Origin of the sequence: Acidovorax sp. GBBC 1281, assembly GCF_028473645.1 — a bacterium.
In the GTDB taxonomy this organism is placed as follows: domain Bacteria; phylum Pseudomonadota; class Gammaproteobacteria; order Burkholderiales; family Burkholderiaceae_C; genus Paracidovorax.
This window is the reverse complement of record NZ_CP097269.1, coordinates 1189664-1209390: the sequence shown is the minus strand read 5'-3', so window position 1 is coordinate 1209390 and position 19727 is coordinate 1189664. Positions and strand designations below refer to the sequence as shown.

Annotated in this window: 18 protein-coding genes, 1 tRNA gene and 2 pseudogenes; 12 read left to right on the top strand and 9 right to left on the bottom strand. The window is 64.4% G+C overall.

Going from position 1 to position 19727, the window contains the following annotated elements; translation table 11 throughout:
• Window positions 1–42: 42 nt before the first annotated feature.
• The 3 genes from M5C96_RS05480 to M5C96_RS05470 all read left to right on the top strand — a co-directional run bounded on the left by M5C96_RS05480 (window position 43) and on the right by M5C96_RS05470 (window position 3101).
• The gene (locus M5C96_RS05480) at window positions 43–531 is read left to right on the top strand and encodes an FKBP-type peptidyl-prolyl cis-trans isomerase (RefSeq protein WP_272567717.1); all 489 of its coding nucleotides are present in this window, start codon (window positions 43–45) and stop codon (window positions 529–531) included.
• A gap of 4 nt (window positions 532–535) precedes the next feature.
• Window positions 536–1531: a 4-hydroxy-3-methylbut-2-enyl diphosphate reductase gene (gene ispH / locus M5C96_RS05475; protein ID WP_272567716.1), complete on the top strand. Its 996-nt coding sequence runs from the start codon at window positions 536–538 to the stop codon at window positions 1529–1531.
• A gap of 247 nt (window positions 1532–1778) precedes the next feature.
• Window positions 1779–3101, top strand: coding sequence for a hemolysin family protein (locus M5C96_RS05470; protein WP_272567714.1), 1323 nt, complete (start codon window positions 1779–1781; stop codon window positions 3099–3101).
• Between the two features lie 156 nt (window positions 3102–3257).
• Here M5C96_RS05470 and M5C96_RS05465 read toward each other — a convergent pair whose 3' ends face one another.
• On the bottom strand, window positions 3258–3932 hold the full coding sequence (locus M5C96_RS05465; protein WP_272569617.1) for a CBS domain-containing protein: 675 nt from the start codon (window positions 3930–3932) through the stop codon (window positions 3258–3260).
• Between the two features lie 286 nt (window positions 3933–4218).
• On the opposite strand from M5C96_RS05465, the gene M5C96_RS05460 reads away from it, so the two are divergent.
• Window positions 4219–5163, top strand: a complete 945-nt coding sequence (locus M5C96_RS05460) for a threonine/serine dehydratase (protein WP_272567713.1) — start codon at window positions 4219–4221, stop codon at window positions 5161–5163.
• 30 nt (window positions 5164–5193) lie between these two features.
• Here the strand turns inward: M5C96_RS05460 and M5C96_RS05455 are convergent, their stop codons facing one another.
• Window positions 5194–5622 carry a VOC family protein gene (locus M5C96_RS05455; protein WP_272567712.1) on the bottom strand — a complete coding sequence of 143 codons (429 nt, stop codon included), beginning with the start codon at window positions 5620–5622 and terminating at the stop codon, window positions 5194–5196.
• Between the two features lie 88 nt (window positions 5623–5710).
• Between M5C96_RS05455 and serS the strand changes: the two genes are divergently transcribed.
• The 5 genes from serS (at window position 5711) to M5C96_RS05430 (ending at window position 9812) form a co-directional block, all read left to right on the top strand.
• Window positions 5711–7021, top strand: a complete 1311-nt coding sequence (gene serS / locus M5C96_RS05450; RefSeq protein ID WP_272567710.1) for a serine--tRNA ligase — start codon at window positions 5711–5713, stop codon at window positions 7019–7021.
• A 57-nt stretch (window positions 7022–7078) separates the two neighbouring features.
• Entirely contained in the window at window positions 7079–7639 is a 561-nt protein-coding gene (locus tag M5C96_RS05445; RefSeq protein WP_272567708.1) for a class I SAM-dependent methyltransferase, read from the top strand.
• A 122-nt stretch (window positions 7640–7761) separates the two neighbouring features.
• The gene (locus tag M5C96_RS05440; RefSeq protein WP_272567705.1) at window positions 7762–8274 is read left to right on the top strand and encodes a DUF1993 domain-containing protein; all 513 of its coding nucleotides are present in this window, start codon (window positions 7762–7764) and stop codon (window positions 8272–8274) included.
• 50 nt (window positions 8275–8324) lie between these two features.
• A tRNA-Ser gene (locus M5C96_RS05435) sits at window positions 8325–8414 on the top strand.
• 78 nt (window positions 8415–8492) lie between these two features.
• Window positions 8493–9812 (top strand): phage integrase, encoded by a 1320-nt coding sequence (locus M5C96_RS05430; protein WP_272567704.1) that lies wholly within the window; start codon window positions 8493–8495, stop codon window positions 9810–9812.
• A 3-nt stretch (window positions 9813–9815) separates the two neighbouring features.
• On the opposite strand, the gene M5C96_RS05425 is transcribed toward M5C96_RS05430, so the two are convergent.
• On the bottom strand, window positions 9816–10145 hold the full coding sequence (locus M5C96_RS05425; protein ID WP_272567702.1) for a hypothetical protein: 330 nt from the start codon (window positions 10143–10145) through the stop codon (window positions 9816–9818).
• Window positions 10146–10190: 45 nt separating this feature from the next.
• Between M5C96_RS05425 and M5C96_RS05420 the strand changes: the two genes are divergently transcribed.
• Window positions 10191–11276 (top strand): IS5 family transposase, encoded by a 1086-nt coding sequence (locus M5C96_RS05420; RefSeq protein WP_272569564.1) that lies wholly within the window; start codon window positions 10191–10193, stop codon window positions 11274–11276.
• 63 nt (window positions 11277–11339) lie between these two features.
• Here M5C96_RS05420 and M5C96_RS26880 read toward each other — a convergent pair whose 3' ends face one another.
• From M5C96_RS26880 to M5C96_RS05400, 4 genes and pseudogenes are all read right to left on the bottom strand, one after another.
• A complete protein-coding gene (locus tag M5C96_RS26880) occupies window positions 11340–11543 on the bottom strand; it encodes a hypothetical protein (protein ID WP_442867337.1) in 204 nt (67 codons plus the stop codon).
• Between the two features lie 27 nt (window positions 11544–11570).
• Window positions 11571–13043, bottom strand: coding sequence for a hypothetical protein (locus M5C96_RS05410; protein WP_272567701.1), 1473 nt, complete (start codon window positions 13041–13043; stop codon window positions 11571–11573).
• 218 nt (window positions 13044–13261) lie between these two features.
• Window positions 13262–14212 (bottom strand): annotated as a pseudogene (locus M5C96_RS05405) (IS5 family transposase).
• 251 nt (window positions 14213–14463) lie between these two features.
• Complete coding sequence (locus M5C96_RS05400) at window positions 14464–15417, bottom strand: IS5 family transposase (protein WP_272563677.1); 954 nt, start codon at window positions 15415–15417, stop codon at window positions 14464–14466.
• A 142-nt stretch (window positions 15418–15559) separates the two neighbouring features.
• Here M5C96_RS05400 and otnI point away from each other — a divergent pair.
• Both otnI and M5C96_RS05390 read left to right on the top strand, forming a co-directional pair.
• Window positions 15560–16350: pseudogene (otnI, locus tag M5C96_RS05395) on the top strand (2-oxo-tetronate isomerase).
• A 145-nt stretch (window positions 16351–16495) separates the two neighbouring features.
• Window positions 16496–17266: an SDR family NAD(P)-dependent oxidoreductase gene (locus M5C96_RS05390; protein ID WP_272567700.1), complete on the top strand. Its 771-nt coding sequence runs from the start codon at window positions 16496–16498 to the stop codon at window positions 17264–17266.
• A 164-nt stretch (window positions 17267–17430) separates the two neighbouring features.
• Here M5C96_RS05390 and M5C96_RS05385 read toward each other — a convergent pair whose 3' ends face one another.
• Together M5C96_RS05385 and M5C96_RS05380 are read right to left on the bottom strand one after the other, a co-directional pair.
• Complete coding sequence (locus tag M5C96_RS05385; protein WP_272569564.1) at window positions 17431–18516, bottom strand: IS5 family transposase; 1086 nt, start codon at window positions 18514–18516, stop codon at window positions 17431–17433.
• 234 nt (window positions 18517–18750) lie between these two features.
• Window positions 18751–19701 (bottom strand): sugar kinase, encoded by a 951-nt coding sequence (locus tag M5C96_RS05380; RefSeq protein ID WP_272567699.1) that lies wholly within the window; start codon window positions 19699–19701, stop codon window positions 18751–18753.
• Window positions 19702–19727: the final 26 nt, after the last annotated feature.

Sequence of the window (19727 nt, the reverse complement as noted above, 5' to 3'; positions counted from 1 at the left end):
TGGGCGGGTTTCTACAATGGCGGCCAGTTTATCGGGACTCTCATGACCACCCTCGCCCCCACCTCCCTCGTTGCCTCTCCGGCCGCCGCTCCCACCGTGCAGGCCGGTTCCTTCCTGACCCTGCACTACCGTCTGGCCGGCCCGGCGGGCGACGTGATCAACACCTTCGGCGACAAGCCGGCCACCCTGTCCCTGGGCGCGGGCGAGCTGTCCCCTGCCATGGAGCAGTGCCTGATCGGCCTGCCCGAGGGCACCCGCACCACGTTCACCCTGCCCGCGGGCGAGGCCTTCGGCGACCGCAATCCCGACATGCAGCAGTGGGTGGCGCGCAAACTGCTGGCCGAGCTGGGCGACCCCGACGAGCGCTACACCGCGGGCGACGTGGTGCAGTTCCCCACGCCGGACGGTCTGGGCAGTTACGCGGGCGTGGTGCTGGCGGTGCGCGAGGACGGCGCGGTGCGCTTCGACTTCAACCACCCGCTGGCGGGCCAGCCGGTCACCTTCGAGGTGCAACTCATCGGGGTGCTCTGAGGCCATGCAAAAACCCCAGGAAATCGTTCTGGCCGAGCCGCGCGGCTTTTGCGCGGGCGTGGACCGCGCGATCGAGATCGTCGAGCGCGCGCTGCAGAAGTTCGGCGCGCCGATCTACGTGCGCCACGAGATCGTGCACAACACCTACGTGGTGAACGACCTCAAGGCCAAGGGCGCGATCTTCATCGAGGACCTGGCCGAGGTGCCGCCGGGCTCCACGCTGGTGTTCTCTGCCCACGGCGTGAGCAAGGCGGTGCAGACCGAGGCGGCCGAGCGCGGCTTCAGCGTGTTCGACGCCACCTGCCCGCTGGTGACCAAGGTGCACGTGGAGGTCGCCAAGCTGGCCAAGGAGGGCTACGAGTTCATCATGATCGGCCACAAGGGCCACCCCGAGGTGGAAGGCACCATGGGCCAGCTGGACCATGGCATCCACCTGGTGGAGGACGTGCAGGACGTGGCCCGCGTGCAGCCCGGGCAGACGGCCAAGCTGGCGGTGGTGACGCAGACCACGCTGTCGGTGGACGACGCGGCCGAGATCAGCGCGGCGGTGCGCGCGCGGTTCCCGAGCGTGCGCGAGCCCAAGCAGCAGGACATCTGCTACGCCACGCAGAACCGGCAGGACGCGATCAAGGTGCTGAGCCCGCAGGTGGACCTGGTGATCGTGGTGGGCAGCCCCACCAGCTCCAACAGCAACCGGCTGCGCGAGCTGGCGGCGCGCCTGGGCACGCGGGCCTACATGGTGGACAGCGCCGAGGAGCTGCGCCCCGAGTGGTTCGAGGGCGTGGCCCGCGTGGGGCTGACGGCCGGCGCCTCGGCGCCCGAGATCCTGGTGCGCCAGGTGATCGACCGCATCAAGGCGCTGGGCGCCGTTTCGGTGCGCAAGATGGACGGCATCGAGGAGACGGTGAAATTCCCGCTGCCCAAGGGCCTGCGCATCGATGCGGCCACGGGGCTGGCGATCACCGAGCGCACGCCGGAGACGGGCCCCGCAGGGCATTGAAATCGATTGGCTATCGTTTTGCTATTAATTTAATAGCTATATGCCCTAGTAATTATTGCACTGGAGGCCATTTCGATGCATGGTCTCTGGCGCCTGCCGCAGGCCCTGTCCCGGCAGCGACAGGGCGCAAATACCACGCTGGCGCCCCAATGTCCCTACGCGGGCGGCCCTTATGACCCCACGGCGGTTGTGACTTCTTACAATTTGCGGTTGATTCACTCTGAGGGAACCCATCCGTTCCCTGTCTATGGAGATAGCAATACTGTTCGCCCTCATCCTGCTCAATGGCCTGTTCGCCATGTCGGAACTGGCGCTGGTCACGGCGCGCAAGACCCGGCTTCAGAAGCTGATCGATGAGGGCGATAGCGGCGCGGTCGCTGCCGTCAAGCTGGGCGAAGACCCGACCCGATTCCTCTCCACCATCCAGATCGGCATCACCTCCATCGGTGTGCTGAACGGTATCGTCGGCGAAGCCGCGCTGGCCCAGCCATTGGGCGAATGGCTGCGCACGCTGGGGCTGGAGGCCAAATACGCCAGCTACCTGGCCACCGGCCTGGTGGTGATGCTCATCACCTACTTCTCCATCGTCGTGGGCGAACTCGTGCCCAAGCGCCTGGGCCAGAGCCATCCGGAAGTCATCGCCCGCCTGGTGGCCCGCCCGATCAACTGGCTGGCCATTGCGACCAAGCCGTTCGTGAAGCTGCTGTCCATGTCCACGCAGGGCCTGCTGCGCCTGCTGGGCGTGAAGGAGAACAACGCCAGCGCGGTGACCGAGGCCGAGATCCACGCGGTGCTGGCCGAAGGCACGAGCGCCGGCGTGATCGAGTCGCACGAGCACCAGATGGTGCGCAACGTGTTTCGCCTGGACGACCGCCAGATCGGTTCGCTGATGGTGCCGCGCGCCGATGTGGCGGTGCTGGACGTGGAGGACTCGTTCGAAGAGAACCTCAAATGCATCGAAGAGTCGGACCACGCGCGCTTTCCCGTGGTGCGTGGCGGCATGGAGAACGTGCTGGGCGTGCTGAATGCCCGCCAGTGGCTGTCGCGCTCGCTGCGCGAGCAGGCGCGCGACCTGGCCACGCAGCCGCTGCAGACGGCGCTGTACGTGCCCGAGACCATCACCGGCATGGAGCTGCTGGACAACTTCCGCCAGTCCGACCTGCACATGGCGTTCGTGATCGACGAGTACGGCGAAGTGCAGGGCATCGTCACGCTGCAGGATTTGATCGAGGCCATCACGGGTGAATTCCACGCCCGCGACCCCGAAACCTCCTGGGCGGTGCAGCGCGAGGACGGCAGCTGGCTGCTGGACGGCCACATCCCTGTGCCCGAACTGAAAGACCGCCTGAACCTGGACGCCGTGCCCGAGGAAGACCGCGGCCGCTACCACACGCTCAGCGGCATGGTGATGCTGCTGACCGGCAAGCTGCCCCGCGTGACCGACACGGTGCAGTGGGAGGGCTGGCAGTTCGAGGTGGTGGACATGGACGGCAAGACCATCGACAAAGTGCTGGCGAGCCCGCTGCCCTCGGTGGAGATCGCCGAGCCCGAGGCGATTTCGGCCGAATGATCCGCTGAGCGATTCGCCCAGTGAGGGCGCGGCCCGTGGCGCCAGCTGCGGGTTGCCTCGATCCCTCAAGAACCCGCGCGGCTGCCAGGCCCCGCGGGTTTTTTCATGCGCGGTGGCGGTGCTGCGCCGCGGCAGCGGGCGGTGCCGCGGGCCGCATCAGCTCCAGAGGTCCAGGGGCGGGTCGGCCGCGACGGCGCGAAGGATGTCGGTGCGCGAGATGAAGCCGGTCATGGTGCCGGCCTCGTCGGTCACCGGCAGGCCGGGCAGGCCGGTGTCGAGCAGCACGCCCGCCACCCGGCGCAGTTCGGTATCGGCGGCCACGGTGGGCACTGGGCTCACCATGATCTCGGAGACGGGCCGGCGCGCCAGGTCGATGGCCGCCTTCACGCTGCCGGGCTCGGGCAGCAGATCGAGCGGCGCCATGTCGGCGCGCAGCAGCAGCCCGACCACATGGCCCGCGGCGTCGACCACGGGCGCCTGGGCGATGCGGTGCTCCGCCAGCGTGGCCCAGGCATCGTTCACGCGGATGTCGGGCGGCACGGTGAGGGCGCCCACGGTCATCACGTCCTGGACGCGAGACAGCGGCTGGCGGGGCACCTGCGGGCCCTGCTCGGTCTGCGCGTAGGCGCTCACGGCCTCTTGCGCGCGCAGGTTCACCGGGCCGGGGTCGGGGGGCGGCGCGGGAACGGGGGGGAACGGATCCGCCTCGGGGTCGGCGGAGCGGGTGCGCAGTGCCTGGGGCCGCTGCACCCGCCGCACGGGCGCCACCTGCGCCAATTGCTCCGGCCCGCCGCGGTACATCTGGCCCGAAGGCCCGAACACATAGAACATCGCCATCTCCTGCCATGCCGCTGCACCGGCGTGCACACCGCCGTGCACGCCGCGATCGGCGGTCCATGGTATCGGCAGATGCTGGGGCCGCAGAAAGCCGGGGCATGGCGGGGAGGGCGGCGGGCTTCGATGGCTTCACGTGGCGGGTGCGTGGCTGGTGAGTGGTTGGTGCGTGGTGCGCTGCATACACTCGACGGTTTCGTGTGCCGCAAGCCCGTTGCCCGTCGTTCTTCGTGCGGGGCCGTGCGGGCACGGTCTTTCTTTTCGATTCGCCAAAGGCCCCCTCATGATCGATCGCTCCGCCATCTCCACTGCACACCAGCGCCTGGCCGCACAGGCCGGCTTTCTTCGTACCACCCCGCTGCTGCAGTTGAGCGGCAGCGCGCTGGGCGTGGACTGCGCGCAGGTGTGGCTCAAGCTGGAGCATCTGCAGGTGGGCGGCAGCTTCAAGGCCCGGGGCATGCTGTACCGCATGCTGGCCAATCCCGTGCCCGAGAGCGGCGTGATCATCGCCTCGGGCGGCAACGCGGGCATTGCCACGGCGGCCGCAGCGCGCGCGCTGGGCGTGCGCTGCGAAGTGTTCGTGCCCGAGATCTCGCCGGAGGCCAAGCGCGCCCGTCTGCGGGCCCTGGGCGCCGAAGTGGTGGTGACCGGCGCCGCGTATTCCGAAGCGCTGCAGGCCTGCCTGGCGCGCCAGCAGGCCACCGGCGCGCTGCTCAACCATGCGTACGACCAGCCCGAAGTCGTGGCCGGTGCCGGCACGCTGGCGCTGGAGATGGAAAGCCAGGCGGGCGACCGATTGCCCGACAGCGTGCTGGTGAGCGTGGGCGGCGGCGGGCTGATCGCCGGCGTGGCCGCGTGGTGCGACAGCCGTGCGCACGTGGTGGCGCTGGAGCCCGAGCGCGCGCCCACGCTGCACAGCGCCCGCGCGGCGGGTCGGCCGGTGGATGTGGAGGTGGGTGGCGTGGCCGCCGATTCATTGGGCGCCCGCCGCATCGGCGACATCGCCTGGGAGGTGTCGCAGCGCCACGTGCATACCGCGCTGCTGCTGCCCGACGAGGCCATCCGCAGCGCGCAGCAATGGCTATGGCGGGAGCTGAAGCTGGCGGTCGAGCCAGCGGCGGCGCTGGGCCTGGCTGCGCTGCAAAGCGGCGCCTACCGCCCGCGCGCTGAGGAGACGGTCGGCCTGATCCTGTGCGGGGCCAATTTCGATCCCGCCACGCTGGACTGAACGGCGCAGTGCCTGGGGGCGCCTTGGCCTTCAGGCGGGCGGCTGCGCCCCGTCGCAGTTGACCATCCAACCCACGCCGAACTTGTCCACCAGCGTGCCGAAGTGCGCACCCCAGAACGTGACGGTGAAGGGCATGCCCACGTGCCCGCCCACGGCCAGGCTGTGGAAGATGCGCTCGCCGCGTTCGGCGCTGCCGGGGCAGTTGACCGACATCGAAAAGCCCGCGTGGCCCGCGAACGGCTGGCCCGGCATGCGGTCGCTGGCCATGAACCGGTGGCCGCCGGGGGCCTCCAGGGTGGCATGCATGATCTTGTTGCGCCAGTGCGCGGGGAGTTGCTTTTCCAGCGGCGAGCCCTCGTAGCGGTGCACGGCGGTGAGTCGCCCTTCCAGGCACTGGGCGTAGAAATCCAGCGCTTGCTTGCAGTTGCCGTCGAAGAAAAGGTACGGTTCGATGTGCATGGAGTCCTCCCTGGGGCAGTGCGGTCCATCCTAAAACGGAAACTGCGGCGCGCCAACCCGGTAAGACGCCCTACTAAAATCGCGGCCTATGCTAGACATCCTCCTTCTTCGAAAAGACCTCGACTCCGCCATCGCCCGGCTGGAGACCCGCAAAAAACCCCAGGCCTTCCTGGACGTCGAGGCCTTTCAGTCCCTGGAGTCCGAGCGCAAGACCTTGCAGACCCGCACCGAGGAACTGCAGGCGCGCCGCAACACGCTGTCCAAGCAGATCGGCCAGCTCAAGGCCAAGGGCGAGAGCGCCGATGCGGTCATGGCCGAAGTGGGCTCGCTCAAGTCGGAACTGGAAACCTCGGCCGCCCGGCTGGAGCAGTTGCAGGGCGAACTGCACGCGCTGCTGCTGGCCGTGCCCAACCTGCCGCACGAGAGCGTGCCCGTGGGCGCGGACGAAGCCGGCAACGTCGAGGTGCGCCGCTGGGGCACGCCGCGCGCCTTCGACTTCGCGGCCAAGGACCACGTGGACGTGGGCACGCCGCTGGGGCTGGACTTCGACATGGGCGTCAAGCTGTCGGGCTCGCGCTTCACCGTGATGAAGGGCCCCATCGCCCGGCTGCACCGTGCGCTGTCGCAGTTCATGCTCGACGTGCAGACCCAGGAGCACGGCTACACCGAGTGCTATTTGCCCTATGCCGTCAATGCCGATTCGCTGCGCGGCACCGGGCAGTTGCCGAAGTTCGAGGGCGACCTCTTCGCGGCCAAGAAGGGCGGCCAGGACGGCGAGCCCGTGCCCGACCATGCGGCCCTGTACCTCATTCCCACCAGCGAAGTGCCGCTGACCAACTTCGTGCGCGACGTGGTCGTGCCCGAGTCGGACCTGCCCATCCGGCTCACGGCGCACACGCCGTGCTTTCGCTCCGAGGCTGGCAGCTACGGCCGCGACACGCGCGGCATGATCCGCCAGCACCAGTTCGACAAGGTCGAAATGGTGCAGATCGTGCACCCCGACAAGAGCTACGAAGCCCTGGAGGCCATGACGGGCCACGCCGAAGCCGTGCTGCAGAAGCTGGGGCTGCCTTACCGCGTGATGAGCCTGTGCACGGGCGACATGGGCTTCAGCGCCGCGAAGACCTACGACCTGGAAGTGTGGCTGCCTGCGCAGAACACCTACCGCGAGATCAGCTCGGTGAGCAACTGCGAGGCGTTCCAGTCCCGCCGCCTGCAAGCCCGCTTCAAGAACGCGCAAGGCAAGAACGAGTTGCTGCACACGCTCAATGGCTCGGGCCTGGCCGTGGGCCGAACCCTGGTGGCGGTGCTGGAGAACTACCAGCAGGCCGATGGCAGCGTGGAGATTCCGCAAGCGTTGCGCCCCTACCTGGGCGGGCTCGCTTCCCTGGCCGCATAGGCCGCGGGCCCGGGCCGCGCAGAATGGCTTTTTTTACGATGTATAGGTAATCAGGCCATGAAGCTCAACGTCGGCTGCGGTCGCAATACCCTTGCAGGGTGGCTGAACCTGGACAGCCAGGCGTTGCCCGGCGTGGACATCGTCGCGGACCTGGACGCCTGCGCGGCCACGCCCTTGCCGCTGGCGGACGGGAGCGTGGAGGAGTTTCTGCTGTCGCATGTCCTGGAGCACATCCCGAAGGTGCTGCCCATGATGCAGGAACTGCACCGCGTGGCCCGGCACGACGCGCGCATGGTCATCCGCGTGCCCCATGGCGCCAGCGACGATGCCTTCGAAGACCCGACCCACGTGCGCCAGTTGTTCCACGGGTCCTTCGGGTATTTCTCCCAGCCCTACTACTGGCGCGCGGATTACGGATATCGTGGTGACTGGATCACCGACCGGGTCGAGCTGACCGTGGCGCAGCGCCTGCGCGGATTGACCCATGAGCAGATCTGGGAATGCATCCAGAGCCAGCGCAACGTGGTGGTCGAGATGGTGGCCCATCTGCGCGCGGTGAAGCCGGCTCGCATGCCGTTGCGCGACTTGCAGAACGTGCCGCAGATCGTCCTGGTCTGAACCACCATCGGACTGGTGCTTTCAGGGGTTTTCCCGCTCCGATCGTGCAGCAGCAGCCCATTGCTGGTGTACTTGCGATCCGCCGGCGTTCTGCCGGCCCTCTTTTCAAGGATCGACCCGCGATGACCTCTTTCATGTACAGCGCCAGCGTGCCCGTTTTCAAGCAGATGCTTGGCTCGCTGGGGGATGTAATCTCCAAGACCGAAGCCCACGCGACCGCACGCAAGATCGACCCGGACGCTTTGCTGCAGGCCCGGCTGTTTCCCGACATGTTCCCGTTGGCGCGGCAGGTGCTGGTCGCGTGCGACTTCGCCAAGGGCATTGCCGCAAGGCTCGCCGGCGTGGACGTGCCATCGCTGCCCGATGCAGAACGGCCGGGTTTCGCTGACCTGCGCACCCGGATCGACACCGTGCTGGCGTTCATCGAAGGCCTGCCCGCCGAGGCTTTCGACGAGGCCGCGGCCCGCCAGATCATTCTGCAGCCCGGCACGCCCCGCGAAAAGCAGTTTGCCGGCGAGCACTACCTGCTGCACTACGGTCTGCCGCAGTTCTTCTTCCACGTGAATGCCACGTACGCGATTGCCCGGCACAACGGAGTGGAGCTGGGCAAGCGCGATTACATGGGGAAGTATTGAGTCGGCCGGAAGGCTGAAACTTCCTGCTAGAATCCCGGCTTCGACACACAGGAGAGGTGGCAGAGTGGTCGAATGTACCTGACTCGAAATCAGGCGTAGTGGCAACACTACCGTGGGTTCGAATCCCACCCTCTCCGCCAAAACGGTAAAAGCCTTGTAGGTCAACGACTTACAAGGCTTTTTTCCTTTGTGGGTGGTAGCAAAACTGGTAGCAACACATGCTCGGTTTGCCCATCTACCTCATTGGCTCCACGTACTACCTGCACACCCGCATCGAGGGTCGGCAGGTCAAGCGCTCCCTGCGCACCAGCTATCAGCGCGTGGCTATCATCAGAGCAATAAATCTGATGGATAGCTTGATGCGCAAAGACCTGCCTTCCAAGTACGAGATTGACGTCTCACGCGGCATCTTCAAAGCCAATGGTGCCGAGGACCATGCCCGGCTCATACAAGCCGTGGAGGCCATGAAGGCATTGCACGCCATTCAGCCCGCTCCGGTTGCCGCAGCACCCGTACCAGCACCCGCAGCAACTGCCGCACCAGCAGACGACCCCACGGCCTTGAAACTGTGCGAACTGCTGGAAAGGTTCCTACTGCTCAAATCCGTCAGGCAGGCAACGGCCGATTCGTACAGGAACACGGCTACCGAGGTCGCCAAGTTCCTCAAAAACCCGCCCATCACGCGCATTGCGCAAAGCGACATCACGCGCTACCAAGAGCACTTGGCCCAAAAGGGCAACAGCATTCGCACCATCGACAACAAGATTTCGACCATCCGCGCCCTCTACAACTTCGCCAAAAAACAGGCCTACACGCGCGGAGACAATCCCGCCGAGAACCGCTCCCTGCTCACGAAGAAGCAGCGCTTGAAAGGCGGTTGGGCGACCTTCGAAACCGATGAAGTCGCGCTCTTGCTAGGCGGAGACTTCTTCCGCGAGCAACGAAAGAAAGCCCCGGACTATGTGAACGCAGTTCTCATGGGCTTGTTCACCGCCTGCCGCGTGGGCGAGATCACCGCCCTGAAAAAAGGCCAGTTCAAGCGCAGCCGCACGGGCGTGCCGTACATCACCATCGACGACAGCAAGACGCTGGCCGGCATCCGTGATGTGCCCCTGCACTCCTACATCTTTGCGCAGATAGCCCCCGCCCTCGACAGCTTGAAGGAGCCGGAAGACAAGCTTTTCAAGTACAAGGAGCGCGACGGCAAGGGCAGCGGCAACGCCGTGGGCAAGATGTTCGCCCGGAATCTGGAAAGCGCAAGAATCACCCGCGAGAAGCTCGTTTTTCACAGCCTGCGCAAGTACGTGAACAACGAGCTTATGCAGAGCAAAGTCAGCTTGGAGCACCGCTGCCAGTTCGCCGGGCACGAACTCGACAACGTGAACGTCGCCATCTACACCAAGGTCATCGGCATCGATGAGTTGGCCGCGAGCGTGTTCCCGACGTTGGACACCATCGCCGAGACGGTCGATAAAGCCATCAACCCCATGGCAGGAATTGTCATCGGCGACCTCATCGACCCCGACATGCTGATGTAGCCATCAATACCCAGGCATGCTCCAGTCGAATTCTGCGGGGCCATCCCCCAGGGGCTGCAAACTCTGCAATGCCGTAATGACTACGGCATTTTTTTCACCCTCCGTTTTGGGGGCCAGATTCTGGTCGGACATTCCCACGGCCAAGGCGACATTGCTCTGGACTACCTGGGCCATTTTCGGATCATGCTGATAAAGCGCCAACAGCTCCCGGGCGGTGGCGTTCACGGCCAACAACTCCAACATCCCGGCCAGCTCGGGCCGGTTGGCAATCGCCGCAAGACGCTTCACCCCCTGGATACCCGCCAGCCCTTGCGGGAACCTCTCAAAACCCATCCGGTCCCTTGTTGATCGAGAATGCGTGCTCCATCCTTTGCCATGATCACTCCCCGTAGCGCCCTGAAGTTCGACCTGTTCGCTGAGGCCTCGCGCCAACACAAGAGAGATGAGGTGGGCGATCCGCTGCAGGTGATCGCGCGGCACATCGACTTCGCAGAACTGGCCCGGCTGGTGGATGCCTTGATCGAACGCGGGGGTGGCCGCCGGGGCGGTCGGCCCGCCTACCCCACCGAGGTGATGGTGCGCATCCTGGTGTTGAAGCGGCTGTACAACCTGTCCGATGAGCAGATGGAGTATCAGTTGCTGGACCGGGGGAGCTACCAGCGGTTTTGCCTGTTGCAGGATGCGATGAACGTGCCGGACCGCAACACGATCTGGCGCTTTGGCGAGCGCCTTGGCGTGGGCGGGGCAACGGCCTTGTTCCAGGGGGTGGATGCCCAACTGCAGCGCCACGGCTACATCGCCCGGGGCGGGCAGGCCATTGATGCCACGCTGGTGCCCGCGCCCCGACAGCACATCGGCCAGCAGGAGCGGCGAACGCTGGCACAAGGCGGGCAGCCGGACTGGAGCCAAGCGCGACGCAGGCAAAAGGATGTGGAGGCCACGCACACGAAGAAGCACGGCAAAAGCCACTTCGGCTACAAGCTCAGCGTGAGCGTGGACCTCAAGCACGGCTTCATCCGCCGCCTCGCCACGGGCACGGCCAGCGAGCACGACGGGCACCACTTCGATGAGGTGCTGGACATGCACAACACCGGGCGGGCAGTGCATGCGGACAAAGCCTACCCGAGCCGCCAAAGGTGCCAGATGCTGAAAGTGCTGGGATTCGTGGATGCGATGCAGCGCCGTGCGCAGGCGGGCCGACCACAGAGCGAATGCCAGAAGGGGCGCAACCAGCGCATCGCAAAGAAACGAGCCAAGGTGGAGCACGTGTTCGCCGGTATCCGCCACCTGGGGGGCAAGTTCGTGCGCACCATCGGACAGGCGCGCGCCACGGTGGGGATGACGATGATGGCCGCCTGCTACAACATGAAGCGACTGGCCTGGTTCCTGCATCGGGGCGTGGATGCTTTCTTCAAGCCCGCCACTGGCAAGGCACAAGTGCGCCTGCAAACGGTGAAAGCCTGAGCCACCGGGCCTGCAAGGCCCCTCATGCACCCAGGCGCAGACCGTTGCTGGGCCTCATCACGCTCAAACGGCTACTGGCGCCCACTCCTCCCTATTCGGATTCGTCAAACATGGGGTTGTGAGAGGCTCCCCCACCAGCCGGGCCAGTTCTGCGAAGTCGATGTGCCGCGCGATCACCTGCAGCGGATCGCCCACCTCATCTCTCTTGTGTTGGCGCGAGGCCTCAGCGAACAGGTCGAACTTCAGGGCGCTACGGGGAGTGATCATGGCAAAGGATGGAGCACGCATTCTCGATCAACAAGGGACCGGATGGGTTTTGAGAGGTTCCCTCCCCTCCGATGCGGCATTGACGGCGACGCCAATTTTCTGGGCGGTATTTTGGTTGATTTTATTGGTTTCAATCATTGGCACTCCATTTTTATTGACTGGAACACCCGCCGCATTGATAGAGGTCTTGTTTCTATAGGCGTATTCTGGATACATGACCTTTTCCACTGAAAAGACACGGGAACCACCTTCCAGTCCATATCTTTTCTGCAAGGCAGACAATTTGGTGGATGGATAAAGTAGATTATTTGCTTCGGATGTGCATCGATTGATCACCTCCAGACCCCGGGAAGAAATATTGTTCAAGGCGGCTGCCTTGACTTCGCTGGGTAGTGCGGCAGCGAAAATAAGGATATCGCTCTGCAACTCCGATACCTCTGCCTTGTCCGACGAGGCACCAGCCCTGTCTTCGGCAGCTTGCCCCGCAACATCGTCCGTCGATTTTCGGACATATCTGATTTTACTGGCGTCACCTTGTGCGACAGAGAAATCACTGCGGTCGATGATATTGGCTTCGGCGCAGATATCCAAAAAAGCTTCGGCCCGTTCGCAAGCACCTTTATCAATATCAACCAATTGGATTTGGGCGCCCGAGTGAATATGATACATCATCGCAGAAAGTGGAAAACCGGCACCGACGAATGAAATGGTCTTACCCTTCAAATCAGGAATTGAACTGTCTTTCGTCAACAAGCGCAACTCATTTTCCGCCATCTTGTCGTAATTATCGAGGTATGGAAAAGAGAACTGATGGCTTTCCTGCACGCCTGCAATCTTTTTGCTGTTCGGAATATCGAACACAATCTTTTTCAGATGCGCAGTTTTATCGTCTTTATTATTAAAACCGGCATCCAGCACAGGAATGCGCGTATCTTTAAAAACAGTAAAAATGTAGTCCAAAGCAATTCTTTCCATCTCCCCTTCTGAAAGATTGGAAATTTCTTGCAGATCTGATGCGATATCGCTCAGATTTTTTCTTATGGCCCGGGACTGTTCGGCAGAATAATCCTCGTTGCATGTCGTCACCAGTGAATTCAGACATTCATTGACCTCATCGCAAGGTTCGAGCCCATTGGCAATGTACGCTTGCGTGCGATTTTGATCATTCTTCACATGCTCTTTGTGCGCATCAAGCCGAGGCTTCATCTTTGCGTGAATCAACCTGATTTTTCCAACGGTTGCGTCGACACGCTCTTTATTGGCCTGACTCGCAGTTGGCAACTTCTGGATATCTGCATTTCGAGGCGCCGCAATCTTCGAACTTTTGCTGGAGGCCCCGCTTCGGATGGTTGGAAGGCCAATGGCACGTGCGGCCGTCGATAGCAGTTTCCCCGCTTTCGAACAGCCCCCAGGTTGCGTGCGCTGCAGATCTGGCTGGGAGTCCTTGTCCTTCGGAGGCAAGACGCATTTGAGTAGTCCGCGATGGGTGTCAATCTTCATGATTCTCAATTTCATTTAAAAAAGGAATGCGCATAATCGACAGGGACGACGCTGTCCCAGTCCAGGCATGCGAAGATCTGTCGCTTTTTGCGAAGTCGCCGATGTGTCCGCCGATGTGTTCGGCTGGTACCGGGTCGTCGGCACTCTGTGGATGGGCACGTACCGGCGCTGTTGCACAAATCGAATTGCAGACGGCATGACCCCAACCCCAGACGGACCTATGCCACAGCAGTCACCGACACGGTGTGAGGACGGCCGATCTGACTGAACCGATTGAGCAAGGCCACGCGGACATGCAGCTCCACAACCTGGCGGTCGAACGTGCGCGCGATCACCCGTTCGCCCAGTCGCTTGAAGCAGTGCATCTTCGTCTCCACAAGGCTGCGCCGGTGGTAGCCGCTCCACTTCTTCCAAATGCCGCGACCCAGGCGCTGGCACGCCCGAATGGCCTCATTACGATGCGCCGAGCCCGGACTCGACTTCTTCCAATGGCTGGCGTTCTTGCGGGGCGGGATCACCGCCATCGCGTGCCGCTCGGCAATGGCGTCCAGGCAGGCGCGCGTGTCGTAGGCGCCATCGGCACTGACGCTTTCGATGGATTCGTCAGTGGGAATCTGAGCCAGCAACCCGGGCAACATCGGCGCATCCCCAATGGCGTTGCTGGTCACCTCGATGGCGCGTATTTCCAGCGTCTGCGCGTCGATGCCCAGATGGACCTTGCGCCATTCGCGCCGGTATTCAGCACCATGCTTCTTGCGTTTTCACTCTCCTTCGCCCAGGAACTTGATGCCGGTGCTGTCCACCAGCAACTGCAGCGGCGAGTTGGTTCGCTGGTAGCTCAGTTCGACCTGCAAGGTCTTTTGGCGCCGGCAAACAGTGCTGAAGTCAGGTACCGGCCAGTCCAGCTTTGCCAGCCGCAGCAGGCTCTGCACCATGCCCAGCGCCTGTCGCAAGGGCTGGCCGAACAGGCACTTGATGCTCAGGCAGAACTGGATTGCTGCGTCCGAGAAGGTTCGGCTGCGTCCACGCCTGCCGGTCGGCGTGCCAAACCACTGCATGCCCTCATCTAGCCACATCGTCAACGAGCCTCGCGCTTTCAGCGCCGCGTTGTACGCCTTCCAGTTCGTCGTGCGGTACTTGCTCCGCTGCCTGTTCTTCGTCTCTGTCACGCAGTCAGTCTACGGGCATCAGCATCGCGATTTGTGCAACAAAGCCGCACGTACCCGTGCGTAATGAATGACGTCGAAGGCATTGCATTGCGGATCAAGGCCACAAAACACATCGGAGTATTCATTCCATGCCGTTCCCGTGTCCGCCGCCCAATCAACGTTTCTTTAAATCATTTCAAAGAAATGGCAATCCAATCGGCTTTGTTGCACAAACCGAATCGAGCGCGTTATGACCCCAGCCCCAGGCGCACTCATGCCACAGCCGCCACCGCGACGGTTTCAGGCCGTCCAAGCTGGCTGAACCGGTTCAGCAGCGCAACTCGGACATGCAGCTCAACCACCTGACGCTCAAACGTTCGTGCCATGACCCGCTCGCCCAAGCGCTTGAAGCAGTGCATCTTGGTCTCCACCAGGCTGCGCCGGTGGTAGCCGCTCCAGCTCTTCCAGATACGCCAGCCCAGGCGCCTGCAGGCCCGTACGGCTTCGTTACGGCTGGCTGACCCGGGACTGGCCCGTTTCCAGAAACTGGCGTTCTTGCGTGGCGGGATCACGGCCTGTGCACCTCGTCTGGCAATGGTGTCCAGACAGGCCCGCGTGTCATAAGCTCCGTCAGCACTGACACTGACACTGGCGATGGGCTCATCGACCTCAATTTGCGCCAGCAACTGCGGCAGCATGGGCGCATCTCCAATGGCGTTGCTGGTGACCTCGATGGCCCGGATCTCCAGTGTCTGAGCATCGATGCCCAAATGAACCTTACGCCATTCGCGCCGGTATTCGGCCCCGTGCCTTTTGCGCTTGCATTCACCTTCTCCCAGGAACTTAATGCCTGTGCTGTCCACCAGCAGGTGCAGCGGTGAGCTCCTCGGCTGGTAGTTCAGTTGGACTTGCAGATCCTTTTGGCGCCGACAGACCGTGCTGAAGTCAGGGACCGGCCAGTTCACCCCAGCCAGCTTGAGCAGGCTTTGGACCATGCCAAGCGCTTGGCGAAGGGGCTGACCAAACAGGCACTTGATGCTCAGACAGAACTGGATCGCGGCATCCGAGAACGTTTGGTTGCGACCGCGTTTGCCTTTGGGCTCAGCCAGCCACTGCATCCCCCTATCCAGCCACATCGTCAGCGATCCACGGGCCTTCAATGCCGCGTTGTACTGTGCCCAGTTTGTCGTGCGGTAGCGGGTCCGCATCTTCTTGCCTTCACTCATCTGGTCAGACTACCAGCGAGCTGCATCGCTTTGTGCAACAAAGCCAATCCAATCAGCACGTGACGATGGCGTGTGAGCGGCGCTTTCAAATCTCTCGACGAGCCCCCTCGCAGCCATCGCCCGCACCCGAAAGCCGTCTCGCATGCCCCGCTTTGCCGCCAACCTGTCCCTGCTCTACCCGGAGTTCGATTTCCTCGACCGTTTCGCCGCGGCTTCGGCTTTCGTGGGGTCGAATTTCTCTTTCCCTATGGCCACCCGCCCGCCGAACTGGCGGCGCGCCTGCAGGCCCATGGCCTCAAACAGGTGCTGTTCAACGCGCCACCGGTCCAGTGGGACGCGGGCGAGCGCGGCACGGCCTGCCTGCCCGGGCGCGAGGCGGAGTTTCGCGCCGGCATGGTGCAGGCGATCGATTACGCACAAGCGCTGCAGTCGCCGCGCATCCACGTGATGGCGGGGCTGCTGCCGGCCGGCCGCACGCGGGGCGAGGCGCGAGCCACGTATGTTGCCAATCTGCGCGTGGCGGCTGCGATGGCCGCGCCGCACGGGCTGCAGATCCTCATCGAACCCATCAACGGGCAGGACATGCCCGGCTACTTTTTGAACCGCCAGGACGAGGCCCATGCGCTGCTGGCCGAGATCGGCGCGCCGAACGTCCAGGTGCAGATGGACCTGTACCACTGCCAGATCGTCGAAGGCGACCTGGCCACCCAGATCCGCCAGTACGTGCCCACGGGCCGGGTGGGCCACATCCAGATCGCGGGCGTGCCCGAGCGGCACGAGCCGGATGTGGGCGAGGTCCACTACCCCTACCTGTTCCAGTTGCTGGACGAACTGGGCTATCCAGGCTGGATCGGCTGCGAATACCGGCCCGCGCGCGGCGCGGTACCCGGGGTCACCAGCACGGGACTCGGCTGGTTGCGGCCCTTCTTGTAAGGGGTCGGCGGCGCGTGCCCATCCCCAGGCCAGGGCCCCCTCGCGCCATTGGCTGACACGGCCGGCGGGTCAACGGGGATGAAATGGCACATCGCCCGGCGCCCGCCGGCCGGCCTTTCCTTCACTCTCTACCGATCATTCCCCCATGCCACGCCTTTCCCAGAAAACCGCCCTCGTCACCGGCAGCACCCAGGGCATCGGCGCCGCGATCGCGTTGCGCTTCGCCCGCGAGGGCGCCGACGTCGTGCTCAACGGCCGCAAGCCCGATGGCGGCCCGCGCGAACTCATCGAGCAGATCCAGGCGCTGGGCCGCCGCGCGGTCTACGTGCCAGCCGACATCGGCACCGCCAGCGCGGCCGCCCAACTGGTCGAGCGCGCGGTGGAGGCGCTGGGCGGTCTGGACATCTTGGTCAACAACGCCGGCGTGGAGCGCCATGCCGATTTCTGGGACGTGACCGAAGAGGACTACGACCTGGTGATGGACACGAACGTGAAGGGCCTGTTCTTCGCCACCCAGGCCTTCGTGCGCCACCGCCACGCGCTGCAGCGTGGTGGCGCCGTGGTGAACATCAGTTCGGTGCACGAAGAGATCGCGTTCCCGCACTTCGCCTCGTACTGCGCGAGCAAGGGCGCATTGCGCATGCTGGCACGCAACCTGGCCAGCGAACTGGCGCCGCTGTCGATCCGCATCAACAACGTGGCGCCGGGCGCGATCGCCACGCCCATCAACGAAAAGCTGCTGAACGACCCGGCCAAGCTCAAGGCGCTGCAGGCGCAGATCCCGATGGGCCGGCTGGGCATGCCGGAGGACGTGGCGGGGCTGGTGGCATTCCTGGCGAGCGAGGACGCGGGCTACATCACCGGCGGCACGCATTCGGTGGATGGCGGGCTGACCTACCACTACACGGAGCAGTGAAGGGGCGGCGGCGCCCGTTCAATGGAGTGAATGGGGAGCCTCTCACAACCCCATGTTTGACGAATCCGAATAGGGAGGAGTGGGCGCCAGTAGCCGTTTGAGCGTGATGAGGCCCAGCAACGGTCTGCGCCTGGGTGCATGAGGGGCCTTGCAGGCCCGGTGGCTCAGGCTTTCACCGTTTGCAGGCGCACTTGTGCCTTGCCAGTGGCGGGCTTGAAGAAAGCATCCACGCCCCGATGCAGGAACCAGGCCAGTCGCTTCATGTTGTAGCAGGCGGCCATCATCGTCATCCCCACCGTGGCGCGCGCCTGTCCGATGGTGCGCACGAACTTGCCCCCCAGGTGGCGGATACCGGCGAACACGTGCTCCACCTTGGCTCGTTTCTTTGCGATGCGCTGGTTGCGCCCCTTCTGGCATTCGCTCTGTGGTCGGCCCGCCTGCGCACGGCGCTGCATCGCATCCACGAATCCCAGCACTTTCAGCATCTGGCACCTTTGGCGGCTCGGGTAGGCTTTGTCCGCATGCACTGCCCGCCCGGTGTTGTGCATGTCCAGCACCTCATCGAAGTGGTGCCCGTCGTGCTCGCTGGCCGTGCCCGTGGCGAGGCGGCGGATGAAGCCGTGCTTGAGGTCCACGCTCACGCTGAGCTTGTAGCCGAAGTGGCTTTTGCCGTGCTTCTTCGTGTGCGTGGCCTCCACATCCTTTTGCCTGCGTCGCGCTTGGCTCCAGTCCGGCTGCCCGCCTTGTGCCAGCGTTCGCCGCTCCTGCTGGCCGATGTGCTGTCGGGGCGCGGGCACCAGCGTGGCATCAATGGCTTGCCCGCCCCGGGCGATGTAGCCGTGGCGCTGCAGTTGGGCATCCACCCCCTGGAACAAGGCCGTTGCCCCGCCCACGCCAAGGCGCTCGCCAAAGCGCCAGATCGTGTTGCGGTCCGGCACGTTCATCGCATCCTGCAACAGGCAAAACCGCTGGTAGCTCCCCCGGTCCAGCAACTGATACTCCATCTGCTCATCGGACAGGTTGTACAGCCGCTTCAACACCAGGATGCGCACCATCACCTCGGTGGGGTAGGCGGGCCGACCGCCCCGGCGGCCACCCCCGCGTTCGATCAAGGCATCCACCAGCCGGGCCAGTTCTGCGAAGTCGATGTGCCGCGCGATCACCTGCAGCGGATCGCCCACCTCATCTCTCTTGTGTTGGCGCGAGGCCTCAGCGAACAGGTCGAACTTCAGGGCGCTACGGGGAGTGATCATGGCAAAGGATGGAGCACGCATTCTCGATCAACAAGGGACCGGATGGGTTTTGAGAGGTTCCCGATGGACTGGCGTGGCCGGTCCGGCGCAAGGCGCATACAGGTCGTGCGTTGGAAAAGGCCTTCACCGCAATAAGTACTAGGGCGTATAACTATACTTTTGATAGCAACCGCTTGTGGCCTTCTTCGCCTTCCTCGCGCCGGGATGCTCTGCTGCGCGCAAGGGGTGTCGTCAGACCCCGTCGCCCAGTTCCTGCCGCGTGGGCAGCCCGTCCGAGTCGCCCGGAAACTGCACCACCCGCGCGCCGATGGCGTTGCCGCGCGCCGCGGCGCGGGCCAGGTCCAGCCCTTCGAGCAGGCCGCTGACCACGCCCACTGCGAAGCCGTCGCCAGCGCCGACCGTGTCCACCACGCGGGCCACCGGGCGACCGGGCGCGGTGCCCCGCGCACCGCCCTGCTGCGCGTAGAAGGCGCCTTCCGGCCCGAGCTTCACGACCACCTGCCGCGCGCCCTGTGCGAGATAGAAGTCGGCCACGCCCTCGGCGGTATCGCGCCCCGTGAGGGTGCGGCCTTCGCCCAGGCCCGGCAGCACGGTGTCGCACAGCGCCGCAAGGGCGTTGATGCATTCGGCCATGGCCTCGGGCGAGGGCCACAGCCGGGGACGCAGGTTGGGGTCGAACGAAATCGTGGCGCCCGCCGCGCGCGCCTGCCGTGCGAGGTGAAAGGCCAATTCGCGCGTGCTGAGCGACAGCGCCGGCGTGATGCCGGTCAGGTGCAGGTGGCGGGCCGGGAACGCGCCTTGCGGCGCATCGGCCAGTCCCAGGTGGCTCGCGGCCGAGCCTTTGCGGAAATATTCGATCTGCGGGTCGCTGCCGTCCTCGGCCCGCGTCTTGAGCATGAAGCCCGTGGGGTGCGCGGCATCGGTGGCGACGTGGCGGCGGTCGATGCCCTCGCGCTCCATCTCGCCCTGCAGGAAGCGGCCGAACGAATCCGCACCCAGCCGCGTGATGTAGCCGGTGCGCAGTCCCAGCCGGGCCAGGCCGGTGGCCACGTTCAGCTCGGCACCGGCCGCCGCGCGGCGGTAGTCGGCCACGGCGTGCAGCTCGCCCGGGACGGTGGCCATGAAAAGCGCCATGGGCTCGCCCACGGTGAGAACATCGAGCGCAAGGGAGTCGGGTTGCATCGGGGCGTCGTCCATTCAGGGGTTCA

Coding starts and splice junctions, on each gene's coding strand:
- M5C96_RS05430 (WP_272567704.1), top strand. CDS start 8,493: ATGCTCGGTTTGCCCATCTACCTCATTGGCTCCACGTACTACCTGCAC.
- M5C96_RS05440 (WP_272567705.1), top strand. CDS start 7,762: ATGACCTCTTTCATGTACAGCGCCAGCGTGCCCGTTTTCAAGCAGATG.
- serS (WP_272567710.1), top strand. CDS start 5,711: ATGCTAGACATCCTCCTTCTTCGAAAAGACCTCGACTCCGCCATCGCC.
- M5C96_RS05465 (WP_272569617.1), bottom strand. CDS start 3,932: ATGTTCTATGTGTTCGGGCCTTCGGGCCAGATGTACCGCGGCGGGCCG.
- M5C96_RS05400 (WP_272563677.1), bottom strand. CDS start 15,417: ATGAGTGAAGGCAAGAAGATGCGGACCCGCTACCGCACGACAAACTGG.
- M5C96_RS05445 (WP_272567708.1), top strand. CDS start 7,079: ATGAAGCTCAACGTCGGCTGCGGTCGCAATACCCTTGCAGGGTGGCTG.
- M5C96_RS05470 (WP_272567714.1), top strand. CDS start 1,779: ATGGAGATAGCAATACTGTTCGCCCTCATCCTGCTCAATGGCCTGTTC.
- M5C96_RS05410 (WP_272567701.1), bottom strand. CDS start 13,043: ATGAAGATTGACACCCATCGCGGACTACTCAAATGCGTCTTGCCTCCG.
- M5C96_RS05390 (WP_272567700.1), top strand. CDS start 16,496: ATGCCACGCCTTTCCCAGAAAACCGCCCTCGTCACCGGCAGCACCCAG.
- M5C96_RS05425 (WP_272567702.1), bottom strand. CDS start 10,145: ATGGGTTTTGAGAGGTTCCCGCAAGGGCTGGCGGGTATCCAGGGGGTG.
- M5C96_RS05380 (WP_272567699.1), bottom strand. CDS start 19,701: ATGCAACCCGACTCCCTTGCGCTCGATGTTCTCACCGTGGGCGAGCCC.
- M5C96_RS05480 (WP_272567717.1), top strand. CDS start 43: ATGACCACCCTCGCCCCCACCTCCCTCGTTGCCTCTCCGGCCGCCGCT.
- M5C96_RS26880 (WP_442867337.1), bottom strand. CDS start 11,543: ATGATCACTCCCCGTAGCGCCCTGAAGTTCGACCTGTTCGCTGAGGCC.
- M5C96_RS05455 (WP_272567712.1), bottom strand. CDS start 5,622: ATGCACATCGAACCGTACCTTTTCTTCGACGGCAACTGCAAGCAAGCG.
- M5C96_RS05460 (WP_272567713.1), top strand. CDS start 4,219: ATGATCGATCGCTCCGCCATCTCCACTGCACACCAGCGCCTGGCCGCA.
- ispH (WP_272567716.1), top strand. CDS start 536: ATGCAAAAACCCCAGGAAATCGTTCTGGCCGAGCCGCGCGGCTTTTGC.